15 protein-coding genes are annotated in these 14,360 nt (G+C 61.4%); 7 read left to right on the top strand and 8 right to left on the bottom strand.

Annotated elements, in window-relative coordinates:
* Window positions 1–4: 4 nt before the first annotated feature.
* The 4 genes from EV686_RS11930 to EV686_RS11915 form a co-directional block, all read right to left on the bottom strand.
* Window positions 5–1,345, bottom strand: coding sequence for an MdtA/MuxA family multidrug efflux RND transporter periplasmic adaptor subunit (locus EV686_RS11930; protein WP_165972586.1), 1,341 nt, complete (start codon window positions 1,343–1,345; stop codon window positions 5–7).
* 155 nt (window positions 1,346–1,500) lie between these two features.
* Complete coding sequence (zapD, locus tag EV686_RS11925) at window positions 1,501–2,253, bottom strand: cell division protein ZapD (protein ID WP_243650870.1); 753 nt, start codon at window positions 2,251–2,253, stop codon at window positions 1,501–1,503.
* A gap of 76 nt (window positions 2,254–2,329) precedes the next feature.
* Window positions 2,330–2,938 carry a dephospho-CoA kinase gene (gene coaE, locus EV686_RS11920; RefSeq protein ID WP_132477160.1) on the bottom strand — a complete coding sequence of 203 codons (609 nt, stop codon included), beginning with the start codon at window positions 2,936–2,938 and terminating at the stop codon, window positions 2,330–2,332.
* Between the two features lie 90 nt (window positions 2,939–3,028).
* A complete protein-coding gene (locus tag EV686_RS11915; protein ID WP_165972585.1) occupies window positions 3,029–4,090 on the bottom strand; it encodes a LacI family DNA-binding transcriptional regulator in 1,062 nt (353 codons plus the stop codon).
* A gap of 330 nt (window positions 4,091–4,420) precedes the next feature.
* Here EV686_RS11915 and EV686_RS11910 point away from each other — a divergent pair, with 330 nt between their 5' ends.
* The 7 genes from EV686_RS11910 (at window position 4,421) to EV686_RS11880 (ending at window position 11,818) form a co-directional block, all read left to right on the top strand.
* A complete protein-coding gene (locus EV686_RS11910; protein WP_132477158.1) occupies window positions 4,421–5,206 on the top strand; it encodes an SDR family oxidoreductase in 786 nt (261 codons plus the stop codon).
* A 24-nt stretch (window positions 5,207–5,230) separates the two neighbouring features.
* Window positions 5,231–6,160: a dihydrodipicolinate synthase family protein gene (locus tag EV686_RS11905; protein WP_132477157.1), complete on the top strand. Its 930-nt coding sequence runs from the start codon at window positions 5,231–5,233 to the stop codon at window positions 6,158–6,160.
* 26 nt (window positions 6,161–6,186) lie between these two features.
* Entirely contained in the window at window positions 6,187–7,362 is a 1,176-nt protein-coding gene (locus EV686_RS11900) for an alpha-hydroxy acid oxidase (RefSeq protein WP_132477156.1), read from the top strand.
* Complete coding sequence (locus EV686_RS11895) at window positions 7,359–8,300, top strand: 2-hydroxyacid dehydrogenase (protein WP_132477155.1); 942 nt, start codon at window positions 7,359–7,361, stop codon at window positions 8,298–8,300. Before EV686_RS11900 ends, EV686_RS11895 begins: the two co-directional genes overlap by 4 nt.
* Window positions 8,301–8,346: 46 nt before the next feature.
* Window positions 8,347–9,309, top strand: coding sequence for a Bug family tripartite tricarboxylate transporter substrate binding protein (locus EV686_RS11890; protein ID WP_132477154.1), 963 nt, complete (start codon window positions 8,347–8,349; stop codon window positions 9,307–9,309).
* Window positions 9,310–9,340: 31 nt separating this feature from the next.
* Window positions 9,341–11,062: an IlvD/Edd family dehydratase gene (locus EV686_RS11885; protein WP_132477153.1), complete on the top strand. Its 1,722-nt coding sequence runs from the start codon at window positions 9,341–9,343 to the stop codon at window positions 11,060–11,062.
* Window positions 11,063–11,143: 81 nt separating this feature from the next.
* Complete coding sequence (locus tag EV686_RS11880; protein WP_132477152.1) at window positions 11,144–11,818, top strand: hypothetical protein; 675 nt, start codon at window positions 11,144–11,146, stop codon at window positions 11,816–11,818.
* A gap of 107 nt (window positions 11,819–11,925) precedes the next feature.
* On the opposite strand, the gene EV686_RS11875 is transcribed toward EV686_RS11880, so the two are convergent.
* The 4 genes from EV686_RS11875 to EV686_RS11860 form a co-directional block, all read right to left on the bottom strand.
* Window positions 11,926–12,222: a response regulator transcription factor gene (locus tag EV686_RS11875; protein WP_132477151.1), complete on the bottom strand. Its 297-nt coding sequence runs from the start codon at window positions 12,220–12,222 to the stop codon at window positions 11,926–11,928.
* A gap of 180 nt (window positions 12,223–12,402) precedes the next feature.
* The gene (gene panC, locus EV686_RS11870; protein WP_132477150.1) at window positions 12,403–13,242 is read right to left on the bottom strand and encodes a pantoate--beta-alanine ligase; all 840 of its coding nucleotides are present in this window, start codon (window positions 13,240–13,242) and stop codon (window positions 12,403–12,405) included.
* Window positions 13,243–13,280: 38 nt separating this feature from the next.
* Window positions 13,281–14,159: a segregation and condensation protein A gene (locus EV686_RS11865; RefSeq protein WP_132477149.1), complete on the bottom strand. Its 879-nt coding sequence runs from the start codon at window positions 14,157–14,159 to the stop codon at window positions 13,281–13,283.
* A complete protein-coding gene (locus EV686_RS11860; protein WP_132477148.1) occupies window positions 14,159–14,356 on the bottom strand; it encodes a DUF3460 family protein in 198 nt (65 codons plus the stop codon). The genes EV686_RS11865 and EV686_RS11860 overlap by 1 nt, the downstream gene beginning before the upstream one ends.
* Between the last annotated feature and the right edge of the window lie 4 nt (window positions 14,357–14,360).

The following is a 14,360-nucleotide window of genomic DNA, read 5'->3' as shown; positions in this document are numbered from 1 at the left end:
GCCGTCATCCTGCCCTGGGCGGACGGGCGCCACCGCTGCCCTGGCGCGCGCCATCCCTGGGCCGCGCGCCCTGTGCCGGCGGAACGCCGTTGGCTTGCGCCTCCTGGGCATCCTGGCCCGGCACGATGATCGTGGAGCCCTCCCGCAGGCGATCGGTGCCTTCCAGCACGACCCGTTCGCCGGCCTCCAGCCCCGAGCTGATCGCGATGCGCTCTCCGTTGCTGCGCCCTGTAACGACGCGCCGGACCGTGACGGTGCTTTCTGGCGTCACGACATAGACGAACGCGCCGATGGAGCCGTGCTGCACCGCCCCCACGGGGACCGTGACAGGCGCATCCTCGACGCTGACCCTCAGGCGCACATTCACGAACTGATTGGGAAACAGCGATTCATCCTCGTTGCCGAAGCGCGCCTTGAGCTTCAGCGTGCCGGTTCCGGCATCGATCTGGTTGTCCAGGGACATGAGCTCGCCCGAAGCCAGCTTCCGGCTGCCTTCCTGGTCGTAGAGATCCACGGTGAGCGCATGCCCCTGGCGCAACTGCGCCATGACATCGGGCACCTGCGCCTGCGGCACTGTGAACAGTACGGAAATCGGCTGTATTTGCGTGATCGTCACCAGACCGTCGGCATTGGCTGCGGAAATCAGGTTGCCTTTGTCGAGACGGCGCAGACCCAGCCTGCCGCTGATCGGCGCCGTGATGCGGGTGTACTCCAGCTGCAGGCGCGCGTTGCTGACGGCAGCCTCGTCGGACCGCTGCCCTCCCAGCAACTGCTGCACTTGCGCTTCCTGGGTGTCAACCACCTGCCTGGCGATGGAGTTCTGCTTGTAGAGCTGGCGGTAGCGCTGCAGATCGCGCTGCGCATTGAGCAGCTGCGCCGCATTCTGCGACTGCTGCCCGAGAGCCTGGTCCAGCTGTACCTGGAAGGGACGAGGATCGATCTGCGCCAGCAGATCGCCTTCGTTTACGTATTGCCCGTCCTCGAAGACGATCTGCTGCAGCTCGCCATCGACCCGGCTGCGCACCGCCACGGTATTGAATGCAGTCACGGTGCCGATGGCACGTATCGTATAGTCGATGCGCGCCGGCTGGACGTCGGCCACCTGCACTGGAACCGCCATGCCCGACATCCCCCGCATGCCGAACATGCCGCCGGGAGCCTGCGGCGCGGCGGGCTTGTTCACATACCAGGCCACCGCTCCCACAGCCAGCAGGATTAGCGCGGCCCATATCCACGGACAGACCCGGCAAGGGGGTTTCCCGGGCGGACGGCCATTGCCGGGATGCGGTCCAGGGTTTGTCTTCGTGACGGCGAGGTCGGAACGGGAGCCAGGGTTTTCCGGCATACAGCGATCTCCAGGGCAATACCTGCGTGATGTTCGGTTGCCCGACATTCTCGCTGATTGCGCCGTCGCAAGCTACGGATTCTGCCAATTTGAAATGGGGCGCAACAACTATCTGCCTCCCTGCCGCAGCAGGACGCGGCTACCCCGGCCTGAGCTTAGATATTGCAGCGCGCCAGGCGGAAAGGGATGTCCGAGGAGACCGGTTGCGGCTTGCTCGTTCCTTCCTGGCCGGAAAAACGGATCCAGATCACGTATTTGTTGGCGCTCATTTCCGGGAATACGCCGGATTCGGGAGATACCCAGACCCGCAGCAGCTGGAAAGTCTTCCCGCTCAGCATTTCCTGGTAGGCGCCCTGGCTCGCCACCAGGTCGACGGCATCGCCGGAATCACGCAGCGAGCGCAGGATCAGCGCAATGCCTTTATAGAGAGGCAGAAATGGGCGCACCCACTGGGCAATGTCTTTTGCCCTGACCTCGACCGGCTGGATCTGCCAGGAATAATACGAGGGGCTGTCGACTTGCGAGGAGCCGCCAGGAACCGTCAGGCGGCCTCGCAGGCCGGAAAGCCATTCGTTTTCGCGGAGTTCCTGCGCGATGCGGCCGCTCGAGCCCAGTTCCGCCGCGGCGGCCTGGAGCTCATCGAGCATGCCTGCCAGGCGCTGTTCGTCCACGCCCGGGTGCTGTCGCAGGGCAAGCAGCGACGATCGCAGGCGTTCGAGGTCCTGCAGAACGGCGCCGCGAAGATCTGTGCGGTCACAGATGTCCAGCAGGTCGAACAACGTGGCAATGGCTATCTGGTGATGCCGGACTTCGCCCGAGTCGGCGAAGAAGAACAGGCGATCGAACAGATGCTCCACCCGGAGCAAAGCCCTGACGCGCTCATTGCAGGGATACTCATAAAGAATCACGCGATCAAAAACCTTTTTAGTGACGTGACAGGAACTTGCGGACCCGCCGGAACCTGCCATGCACGGACCGCATCGACTACCGCTGCGCGGCGAGCGCCAGCCATTTGTCATGCAGCGCATCGACGCTGGCCGCCAGTTCGTCGAGAGAAGTGTCCGCACCATTGAACACAACATCATCCGCCGCAGCCAGACGGTCGTCCCGCGTTGCCTGTGCTGACATGATACGCTCAATCACTTCGGGCGTCAGCCCGCTGCGCACTTGCACGCGGGCCACCTGGGTAGCTGGCTCGCAATCGACGACGCAGATGCGCTGTACCCTGTGCCGCCAGCGCCCCGACTCCACCAGCAGGGGGACAGCAAAGACAGCGTACGGTCCCTGCGCAAGAGCGGCCTGCCGTTTCATTTCGTTGTATATCATGGGATGCAGAAGCGCCTCAAGGCGAACCCGCAACGACTGGTCACTGAATATCAGCGAACGCATCACGTCCCTGTCCAGGGCGCCATCCGGGCGGATGACGGTATCGCCGAATGCCTGGCGAATGGCCGGCATGGCGGCCCCGCCGGGCGCGGTCAGCGCATGAGCGACGGCGTCGGCATCCACGACCGGCACCCCGCGCCGCATCAGCAAATCCGCCACCAGGTTTTTTCCAGACCCTATGCCACCGGTCAGGCCGATACGGAACATGATGCTTCGTCTCCTTGGTGAACCAAAAATTACACTTTACCTTAGCCGGTACAGTGCCCGGGGAGGTGATGTCCGAGGGAAGTGCGAGTATCAACGTTTGGGGGAGCCGGTACTGCCCCGCACGATCAAACTGAAAGGAATCGACATCGCAGGCAAGGTCGGACGTCCTTCAATACGAGCCAGCAGGTATTCAGCCGCATGCATGCCTACCTCGCTGACAGCCAGCCGTACCGTTGTGAGGGGGGGCGTCAGGTGCGCGGCAAACTCAACATCGTTGATCCCTGTCACCGAAAGGTCTTCAGGTACACGAAGCCCTTGCGCCTGAGCCTCGACGAGTACGCCGAAAGCCAGGGTATCGGTTCCGCAAATGATTGCCGTCGGGCGATCAGGCAAGGCAAGCAACATACGCAATCCATGCTGCCCATCCATGATGCGGTGGGATCGATCGATGACGTACTCGTGCGGAACATATCCGGCGCGTTCCTGCAGCGCTGCGCGAATGCCCGCCAATCGACTGGCCGCACGATCACTGCGCGGCGAACGTTGGGCCACCACGCCAAAGCAGGTGTGGCCCAGATCCAGCAAGTAATTTGCAACGGTCCGGCCGATCTGATAGTTGTCGAAGCCAACACTCGGGTGCCCCTTATCCAATACCCAAGTGTTCACGAAAGGAATATTTCGGGTTTCCAGCAGATCATAAACCTGGGAACTATGCTGCGCCCCAACCAGCATCATGCCGGCGATGCCATGCGCAGCCAGAGCCCGTACCTGCCGGAGTTCTTCCTCTTCATCGTAATTGGAGTTGGCAATCAGCAGCGTATAACCCTCTACTGTCAATGCTTGCTGGAGCGCTGATACCCCGACTGCAAAATTCGGATCCTCAAGCGAAGGCACGACGGCGGCGATTGTGTGCGATCGCTGAGAAGCCAAAGCTCGTGCCGCGGCATGAGGTGTGTAGCCAAGATCATCGGCCACCCGTTCCACGTGCTTGCGCAATTTTTCATCAACGCGATCATTGCCGTTGAGGACCCGCGATACTGTGGCAGGCGACACTCCTGCCGCCTTGGCGACATCCCGAACGGTTAGCGAGTTGGCGCGAGGACGCGATGCTCGCTTTGTCGAAGAGCCGGGCAGCTCTGAATCAATAGTCATACGTATCCAAAAAACAATCGCGCATGAAGGGTATCCCCTTCCTGACCGCTGCACACTGAAATTTATACCGATCATAAGGAAATATAAAGCGCAGCCGAGTGATGGGGGCGACAAGAAGGCGCCTTCAAGGCAATGCATTCTGAAAACTGCCTCCCTTGACGGCCTGCCACGCCACCTCCTGTTCCCATGACCGACTGCCAAGGCTATCAAAACCTATTGCAAGAAACCGGTTTCTTAAATTAAACTATAAAAAACATGGAACATTAAATTCATTAATCGTAAAAGAGAAACCGCTTTCTAATAGAAACGGATTCAAGCAAAGGAGACATCATGGATCTGGGGCTTTCCAACAAGACAGCACTTGTTTTTGGTGCAGGCGGCGGCCTGGGTGGAGCGATTGCATCGGCCCTGGCTCGCGAAGGCGCACGCGTTGTGGTCGCAGACATCAATGAAGAGGCGGCAGCCACTACCGTGTCCACGATCAGACAGGCGGGCGGTACCGCTACGGCGCTGGCCTGGGACTTAGCCGACATCAACGGTATTCCCAAACGCCTGGATCAGGTACGAGAAGAGGTCGGAACAGTAGATGTTCTGGTCAATAACACGGGGGGACCGCCGCCTTCGCCAGTCCACGGACAGGACATGACAACATGGCGCAAGCATTTCGAGTCCATGGTCTTATCGGTGATTGCCATTACCGACGCTGTACTGCCTGCGATGAAAACGCAACGCTGGGGGCGAATCATCACAAGCACCTCCTCCGGGGTCGTCGCTCCCATCCCCAATCTAGGTCTGTCCAATGCCCTGCGGATATCTCTGCTCGGCTGGTCCAAAACACTCGCACGAGAAGTGGGACGCGACGGCATCACGGCCAACATCATCCTGCCCGGCCGCATCGCTACAGGCAGGATCACGTATCTGGATGAAGCCAAGGCCAAACGCGAGGGCCGCCCTGTGTCAGACGTCCAGGAAGAAAGCACCGCATCCATCCCGCTGGGCCGCTACGGCCACCCCGAAGAATACGCCGACGCAGTGGCCTTTCTTGCCAGTGAACGGGCGGCGTACATCACAGGCTCCACGATTCGTGTGGATGGCGGACTGATCGCCAGCATCTGACTACCAAATACCAAAGGATTTTCCATGCTGCTGACTTCCAAAGCGCGGGGAGTATTTCCCATCGCGCCCACCCCCTTTCTTGATGACGGCGCGATCGACACGGCGTCGATTGATCGAATTACCGATTTCTACCTGGAATGCGGCAGTACAGGCTTGACTGTACTGGGTCTGCTCGGCGAAGCACCCAAGCTGGAACATGCCGAGGCTGTGGCGGTGGCCAAGCAGATGATCAGCCGCGCAGCATCCATTCCCGTAATCGTCGGCGCCACCGCCCCTGGCTTTGCCGCGATGCGTGCCCTCACACGGGAAGTCATGGACCTTGGCGCAGCAGGCGTGATGATTGCACCGCCCAACACACTGCGCACTGATGAGCAAATCCTCAATTACTACCATCAGGTGGCCCAAGCGATTGGCACCGACGTTCCCATCGTCGTACAGGACTTTCCGCAAGTATTCCAGGTCCAGATGAGTCCGTCCTTATTGCGGCAGATGTTCCAGGAAATCGGCTCGCTCGCCATGCTCAAGCATGAGGACTGGCCGGGCCTGGACAAGATATCCACCCTGCGCCGCTACGAACACGAAGGCTCCATGCGCCATATTCCCATCCTGTGCGGCAGCAATGGCATATTCTTGGACTATGAAATGGCTCGCGGCGCGGACGGCGCCAACACAGGCTACTGTTTCCCGGACATGCTGTGCGAATTCCTCTCATTGCGGGAAAGCGGCAATGTCGAGGCCGCCCAGGATCTATTTGATGCACATCTGCCACTGATCCGCTATGAGCAGCAACCTGGTGTCGGCCTGGCAGTACGCAAGCACGTGCTGATGCGGCGCGGCCTGATCACTTCGGCCGCGCAACGCAAACCCTCAGGAACATTGAGCGCAACCGCCCGCGACGAGGTAGAGCACTTGCTGCGTCGCCTGGCGCGCAAAGACCCTCGCGCGCAGCTTTAGCGCCAAGCCAATAAGAGAGATCCTGCGTGAACACACCATTGAACCTGCACGATCTGGAGCAGGCCGCACGTCGCCATCTGCCGCGAGCCATCTTTGGCTACGTCGCCAGCGGCAGCGAAGACGAAATAACGCTGCGTCGCAACCGAGCCGTGTTCGAAGGGTATCAGTGGTTGCCGCGTGTGCTGACGCAAGCCTCTTCCGTCTGTACCAGCGTCGATCTATGGGGCCACCGCTATGCGCTGCCTTTCGGCATCGCTCCGCTGGGCATGAGTGCCCTGATTGCCTACAGGGGCGATCAGATGCTGGCACGGACTGCCGTAGAAGCAGGACTGCCGATGATCATCAGCGGCTCATCCCTGATTCGTCTTGAAGAGATAGTCCCGGCCTGTCCGCACGCCTGGTTTCAGGCATATCTTCCCGGCCAGTCTCCACAGATCGACGCTCTGCTCGACCGCGTAGCGGCTGCCGGCATCAATGTCCTGGTCGTAACCGTGGACACCCCTGTAGCAGCCAATCGGGAAAACCATATCCGCGCTGGCTTCAATGCGCCACTGCGCCCCGGCCTGCGCCTGCTTGCCGACGGCCTGCTGCATCCGCGCTGGACGTTCGGCACTTTCCTGCGCACGCTGGTACGCCATGGCATGCCGCACTTCGAAAACAATTATGCGACGCGTGGCGCACCAATCGTGTCACGCCACGTACTGCGCGATTTTTCGGATCGCAGTCACCTGGGCTGGCGGCACCTGCAGCACATCCGCTCACGCTGGAAGGGGAAACTGATTATCAAGGGCCTGCTCAACCCGCTGGATGCAGATATCGCTGTTGCCGAGGGAGCAGATGCCTTGATCGTCTCCAACCACGGCGGCAGGCAACTGGATGGGGCGGCATCGCCGCTGACAGTACTGCCCCAGATAGCCAGGCGCAGTCCAGTGCCGGTGATGTTCGACAGCGGCATACGCCGGGGCGGCGACGTACTCAAGGCATATGCACTTGGTGCCCGGATGGTGTTCGTAGGCCGGCCTTTTATCTACGCCGCAGCAGTCGCAGGACAGGCCGGCATTGCGCAAGCCGTCGAATTGCTGCATGCCGAGATCCGACGCGATATGGCAATGCTGGGCATAAGCCGACTGGAGGATCTCGATCCGCGAATCCATCTGCACCAGCGGGCCGGGGTACTGTCGGGCACCGGAGATCCCGCATGAAAATTCCACTACTCGTTACCGATCGGCTATGGGCGCCACTGCAGAACGATCTGGACGCTGTTTACGACACCCGCATCCTCTCCGAAGTCGACAACCGCGAAGCATTCCTCAAGGCAAATGCGGACCGATACGAAGCGCTGGTCTGCGCCTCTCGCACAGGCTTGAGCAAAGCTCTGATCAACGCATTGCCACGCCTGAAGGTGATTTCCAATTTCGGTGTCGGACTGGATACCTTGGATGTCGGCCATGCTCGCCGGAGTGGCATTGCATTCGGCTATACGGCAGGCGTGCTGACCGATTGCGTGGCCGACCTGGCATTCGGCCTCATCATCGACGCCGCCCGGCGCATATCCGTCAACGATCGCTACGTGCGACGTGGAGACTGGAGCATCGGCAAACCGGTGCGCCTGTCGACCAGGGTCAGCGGCAAGAATCTGGGAATCGTCGGTTATGGCCGTATCGGCCAGGCTGTGGCGGAGCGGGCCGCAGGCTTTCGCATGGACGTCCGTTACCACAGTCATGCACCGTCAGCCGCAGCCCCCCATACCCACATGGACCGGCTCGACGCGCTGGCGGAATGGGCCGACTTCCTTGTGGTGGCAGTCCCGGGCGGAGACGATACGCGGCACTTGATATCGCGCGAGGTGCTCGCCTCCCTGGGCCCACAGGGGTTACTGATCAATATCTCGCGCGGCAGCGTGGTGGACGAGGACAGCCTGATTCAGGCGCTGCAAAGCGGAGATCTGGGTGGTGCGGGCCTGGATGTCTACCAACATGAGCCACAAGTTCCCGCCGCCTTGATCGCGCTGGACAACGTCGTGCTCTCGCCTCATCAGGCAAGCAGCACCCTGGAAACCCGCTACGCCATGGCCGGCCTGGTGTTGCGCAATCTGGAGAGTTTTTTCAAAACCGGCTCCGTCGTCTGCGGAGTCGACTGAAGCACCGTAGCGGTACCCATCGACAACAAGCACTTAGGAGACAACGATGAAACGCATCTTGATGAGCACTCTGATCATTCTGTGCAGCGCTGCCATGACCGCCAAGGCGGAATATCCCGATCGCATTATCCGGCTGGTCGTCCCGACCGCACCCGGCGGCGGATCTGACACTGTAGGCAGGCTGTTGGCGCAAAAGCTCGGCGCAGCGCTCAACGGCAATGTGGTCGTGGAGAACAAGCCCGGCGCGGGAGGCCTGATCGGCACGCAGGATCTGCTTCGGGCTCCCGCCGACGGCTATACCTTGCTGCTGGCGACCAGTTCCACGCACGGGATCAACCCATGGCTGTATCCCGAGGCAGGATATGACGTGAAGAAAGACTTTACGGCCGTCTCCATTCTGGCTACGACCGACTATGGGCTGGCCGTCCAAAAATCATCGCCTTACCAGTCCCTTGGAGACCTGCTCGCCGCAGCTAAAAAGGACCAGGTGAATTATGGATCTTCAGGCGTAGGCAATACAGGCCACTTGGCAACCGAACTGTTGGCCAAGGACAGCGGGTCGAAGTTCGACCACGTACCATATCGCGCTGCCATGCCCGCCCTCAACGGCCTGCTTGGCGGGGAAATCACATTCATCTTCGAGAATACCAGCCTGTTCACGCCTTATGTCAAAGACCAGAGACTGCGCTTGCTGGGCACCACGGGCGCCGAGCGATCCCGTATTACTCCGGATGTTCCTACGATCAAGGAGACCGTCCCCGGCTATGAGGTGATTGGCTGGTTCGCCCTGGTCGCGCGCTCGGGCGCTCCCGCACCCGTCATCGAACGCCTGAACCAGGAAGTCGTGAAAATCCTGCAAATGCCTGACGTCATCGAGCGCCTGCATTCTCTTGGATACGAGCCTGCTCCACGTTCGGTCGCCGACAGCAATGCATTCGTCGCCTCGCAGCTGGACACTTTCGGCGCAATGATCAAGCGCGCCGGAATAACGGCGACAAAGGCCAAGTAACACAACTCTGCAGACTCACCAGGAAACACGTATGTCAAACGAAAAGCACGGCCTCGCCCGCGGCCTGACTAATTACGGCGATATTGATTTTTCCCTGTATCTACGGCGCACTTTCGCAAGCGCGGCCGGCTATTCCAGGGAGATGATGGACAAGCCTGTCATCGGCATTGCCCAGGCTCCCAGCGGATTCAATCCCTGCCATCGCAACTTCCCCGAACTGGTCGAGGCGATCAAGCGCGGCGTCCTGGCCGCGGGCGGACTGCCGCTGGACTTTCCGACGATTTCACTGGGCGAGGCTTTTCTCAATCCAACCAGCATGAAGTTCCGCAATCTACTATCCATCGACATAGAGGAGATGATTACAGCGCAGCCCATGGATGCCGTGGTCATGCTGGGCGGATGCGACAAAAATGTGCCGGGGATGCTGATGGGGGCGGCATCTGCCGACGTGCCCGCCATCCAGCTCGTGCCCGGCCCAATGCTTCCCATGCCGTTCGAGGGCGAGCGGCTGGGTGCGTGTACGGATTGCCGGCGCTTCTGGGGGCGATATCGGGGCGGCGAAGTCAGTGAGCAGAAGATCAAGATCATCGAAGGCAAGCTCGCTACCACGGCAGGCACGTGCGCAGTGATGGGCACGGCAAGCACGATGGCTGCCGTCGCCGAAGCGCTGGGAATGTCGCTGCCAGGCACAGCGGCAATCCCAGCGGTGCATGCGGACCGCATCCGGGCAGCCGAAGCCAGCGGCCGCCGCGCAGTGGAACTCGCCCTGCAACCTATTCGTCCCAGTCAGATCATTACAGAGAAGTCTGTGGAAAACGCCTTGCGCGTTCTGCTGGCGATCAGCGGCTCGACCAATGCCATCATTCACTTGACGGCCATTGCAGGCCGCCTGGGCATCCACGTCTCTCTCAGGAAGCTGAACGAGCTGAGCGATACCACGCCGGTCCTGGTCAATCTCAAGCCTACGGGCGAGCACTACATGGCCGACTTGCATGCAGCAGGAGGTTTGGGCGCGGTCATGCGCGAAATCAAGCATCTGTTGCATCTGGACTGCCTGACCATCACAGGCCAAACCCTGGGAGAACGGCTGGAAGCTGAGTCTCCATGGGTCGACCGCAGCGTCGTTCGCGCTTTCGACGATCCCATAGACCCTGTGGGAGGCTTGATATCGCTGTTCGGGTCGCTGGCCCCCAACGGCGCTATCCTGAAACGAGCAGCCGCCAATCCGGCGCTGTTCGAGCGTACGGGGCGTGCCGTAGTCTTCGAGTCCCTGCAAGACCTCGCAGATCGCATCGATAGCCCTGACCTGGACGTCAATCCCGAAGATTTCCTGGTGCTGAAGAATGCAGGGCCGAAGAGCGGGGCCGGCATGCCCGAGGCAGGGTACCTACCCATCCCGGCCAAACTCGCCCGCCAGGGAATTCGCGACATGGTTCGGATCTCCGACGCGCGGATGAGCGGCACCGCTTTCGGGACCGTCGTGCTGCACGTCTCGCCAGAGGCTGCCGTAGGAGGACCGTTGGCTCTGGTGCGCAACGGCGATCAAATATCGCTGTCGGTCAAAAACCGCAGGCTGGATCTACTGGTCGATGAAGCCCAGCTGGAGCTTCGCCGCGCCGAACTCGCGCCACCAGCCGAATTGCCCGATCGCGGCTATAACCGGCTATTCCTGCAAAGCACGCTACAGGCTGATGAAGGATGTGATTTCGATTTCTTGAGACCTTCCAGGATGGGCAACAGGCACTCGTGTTGAGCCTCCCCCCGCTCCTAAGCAAACCGTGGCGCAAATGCGTAAAATCAAAGGCATCAAAAAACACCGACAATGGATCACGCCATGCGCCCGACAGCCTCCTTTCCCTCCCGTTTCCAACGCTCCGCCCTGGCAGCCGTCACCGCTTCGCTGCTGGCGCTGGCGGGCTGCGCGAACGAGGGCGTCTCCAGGCAGGCATCGTCCTCTCATATCAATCCCACGCTGGAAGACGCGCAACGGCAGGCGCGAGGCACTGCCAGCGCCCGCGCACCGTCGCAACTGAGCCTGGGCTTCGGCGAAGGCGTGCAACAGCAGCGGGCCGAACAGGAAGCGCAGGCGCAGGCAGCGAACGAGCCGCAGCGTGAAACCACCCTGCGCGCCCTGGCCGAACCGAGAACCTTCCTGGGCACGATCCCCTGCCAGAACGCCAACTGCGCCGCTTCGCGCATCAGCCTGACGATGTCTCCGGGCGGACACTGGCGGGCGCGCATCACGCCGCTGGGCGGCAGCGGACAGCAGCAGTCCACCACTGCGCAGGGCTGCTGGAGTGTCGTCAGCCACGAGCCGCCCCGCATCATCCTGCTGCAGGAAAAGGACGTAGTCCTGGCCAACCTGGGCTTCATCAACGACAACGTGATGCGCGTCAACCAGATCCATGGCACGCAGCCCACGCTGGAATACCGCCTGACGCGCCAGGCGGAAATCGATCCCGTGGATGAACTGAAGGGCAAGCCGCTGCCCGCGTGTTCGCCCAACTGAACCAAGAGGCAGGCTGCCCGGAATCTCTCCGGCAGCCTCGATCGAAGGCCGGCGCACGTGCAGGGTGATGGAAACCGTCCTGCCCGCCTGCGCACCCGGGGAATGCGTTACGTGCTGCGCGAACGCTTCTTGCGATAGGCATCGGCCGACGCTTCCGCCACGCAATGGCGCAGGCCGCCCGGCGCATACATCATGCTGACCAGTCCCACGATATTGCGCACCCGCATTTTGCGGAAAAGCCGCGCGCGGTGACTCTCCACCGTGCGTTGTGAGATTCCCAGCTCGGCCGCGATGACCTTGTTCGCGGCACCGCGTAGCAGGTAGGCCATGACTTCCTGTTCCCTGCGTGTCAGATGCGCCATGCGCGCATCGCAATGGATATCCGTTTCTTCCGTTTCGGGCATGGCATCCTCCAGCGAAAACACCATGCTAGCGATACGCCGCGCGCCTGCCTACTGTCAGAAAAGGGAGGCCGGAATGATCACGGACACAAACATCCTGTGCTCGTGTCGGTGAATCGGCGACCACGCCAACGGCGCCTGCAGATACCGCGAGATACCGCCCCGCCGCAGCCCCGAAACCGCTCAGATTTCCAGGTTATCGATCAGGCGGGTGCGGCCCAGCTTGGCGGCGGCCAGCGCCACCAGGGGCTCGGCCGCCGCTTCGGCGGGCTCCGGCGCATGCAGGTCGCGCTGGCGACGCACGGAGATGTAGTCGACATCCCAGCCCCTGCCCGTCAGGGTGCGCACAGCCTCGTGCTCCAGTTGCGCGATGTCGCTCCTGCCGGATTTCAGTGCATCCTGCAGTTGCTTGAGCACGGCATACAGCTGGGGCGCCTCGGCGCGTTCCGCCGGACTCAGATACGCGTTGCGCGAGGACAGCGCCAGCCCGTCGGCATCGCGCACGGTCTCGTGCGCCAGCACTTCGACCGGCAACTGGAACTGGCGGCACATGGAGCGCACGATCATGAGCTGCTGATAGTCCTTCTTGCCGAAGACGGCCACGCGCGGCTGGACGCAGGAGAACAGTTTCATGACAACCGTGCTGACCCCGGAAAAAAAGCCCGGGCGGAACTCGCCTTCCAGGATGTCCCCCAGGTCGGCGGGCGGCTGGATGCGGTAGCTTTGAGGCTCCGGATACATTTCTTTTTCGTTCGGCGCGAACAGCACGTAGACATCGCGCCGCTTTTCCAGTTTTTCGATGTCGGCCTGCAGCGTGCGCGGATAGCTCGAAAAGTCTTCCGTAGGACCGAACTGCAGAGGATTGACGAAAATGCTGGCGACCACCGGATCGCCGTGTTGCCTTGCCAGCTTCATCAGGGCCAGGTGGCCGTCATGCAGATTGCCCATGGTCGGCACGAACGACACGCGCATCTGCCCGCGCAACTGGTCCCGCAGTTCTTCTATGGTGTGTACGACTTTCAAAAGGGTCTCCGTTTCGGACTCGCCCGGCGCCGAACGGCTCAGGCCACCGCCTGCACGTAGGACAGGCGGACGTAAATCGGTGCGTAGGGTTCCGCCTGCGTGATGTCCAGCAGGGACTCGCGGGCAAGCTCGAGCAATGCCAGGAAATGCACCACGACGACGGCGACGGAATCGCCGCTGCGCACGCGCTCGATGAACAGTTCGGTGAACTCCATGAAGCGCACGTCGCTGAGCCTGCGCAGGATACGGCTCATGTGGTCGCGCACCGACAGTTGCTCGCGCGTGATGCGGTGATGCTGGTTCAGGCGGGCCCGGCGCATGATGTCCTGCCAGGCCTGGCGCAGGTCGTCCGGGCTGACGTCCGGCAGCGCCTGCTCTATGCTCATGTCGGCATAGGCGTGCGCGCGGAAGAAGTCGCGCCCCAGCTGCGGCATGGCATCCAGCTTCTGCGCCGCCAGCTTCATCTGCTCGTATTCCAGCAGACGTCGCACCAGCTCGGCGCGCGGATCGTCAGGCTCCTCGCCGGTATCGGTCTTTTTCAACGGCAGCAGCATGCGCGACTTGATTTCGATGAGCATGGCGGCCATCAGCAGGTATTCCCCCGCCAGCTCCAGGTTGTGGCGGCGGATCTGCTCGACGTAGGAAAGGTACTGCTGCGTCACTTCCGCCATGGGAATATCCAGGACGTTGAAGTTCTGCTTGCGGATCAGGTACAGCAGCAGGTCCAGCGGCCCCTCGAACGTCTCGAGAAAGACTTCCAGGGCGTCGGGCGGAATGTAGAGATCCTGCGGCAACGCGAACAGCGGCTCGCCGTACAGGCGAGCCAGGGCCACGCTGTCGATGACATCGGGCGTACTGTCGACGGCAGGCTCGACCAAAGCGGTCAGTTCACCCTGTACCGACCGGCGAGCAGACATCAGGCCTGCGTGTTCTGGTAGTACACGTAAGGCTGCTGCGGCACTTTGGCGGCGCGATAGCCTTCCTGCAGTTCGGAATCCAGAGCCTTGTCCCACAGGCGGGCGCGGCCTGCCAGCTGGCGGCTCTCAAGAGCGGGATCCTTTTCCTTGAGCTGCTTGAGGAATTGCGTGACTTCAGATTCGTAATTCTTGGCCATATTG

It is taken from the genome of Paracandidimonas soli, assembly GCF_004342005.1.
In the GTDB taxonomy this organism is placed as follows: Bacteria; Pseudomonadota; Gammaproteobacteria; order Burkholderiales; family Burkholderiaceae_B; genus Paracandidimonas; species Paracandidimonas soli.
Note: the sequence above shows the minus strand (reverse complement) of the source record. Positions and strands in the feature narration are given on the sequence as shown.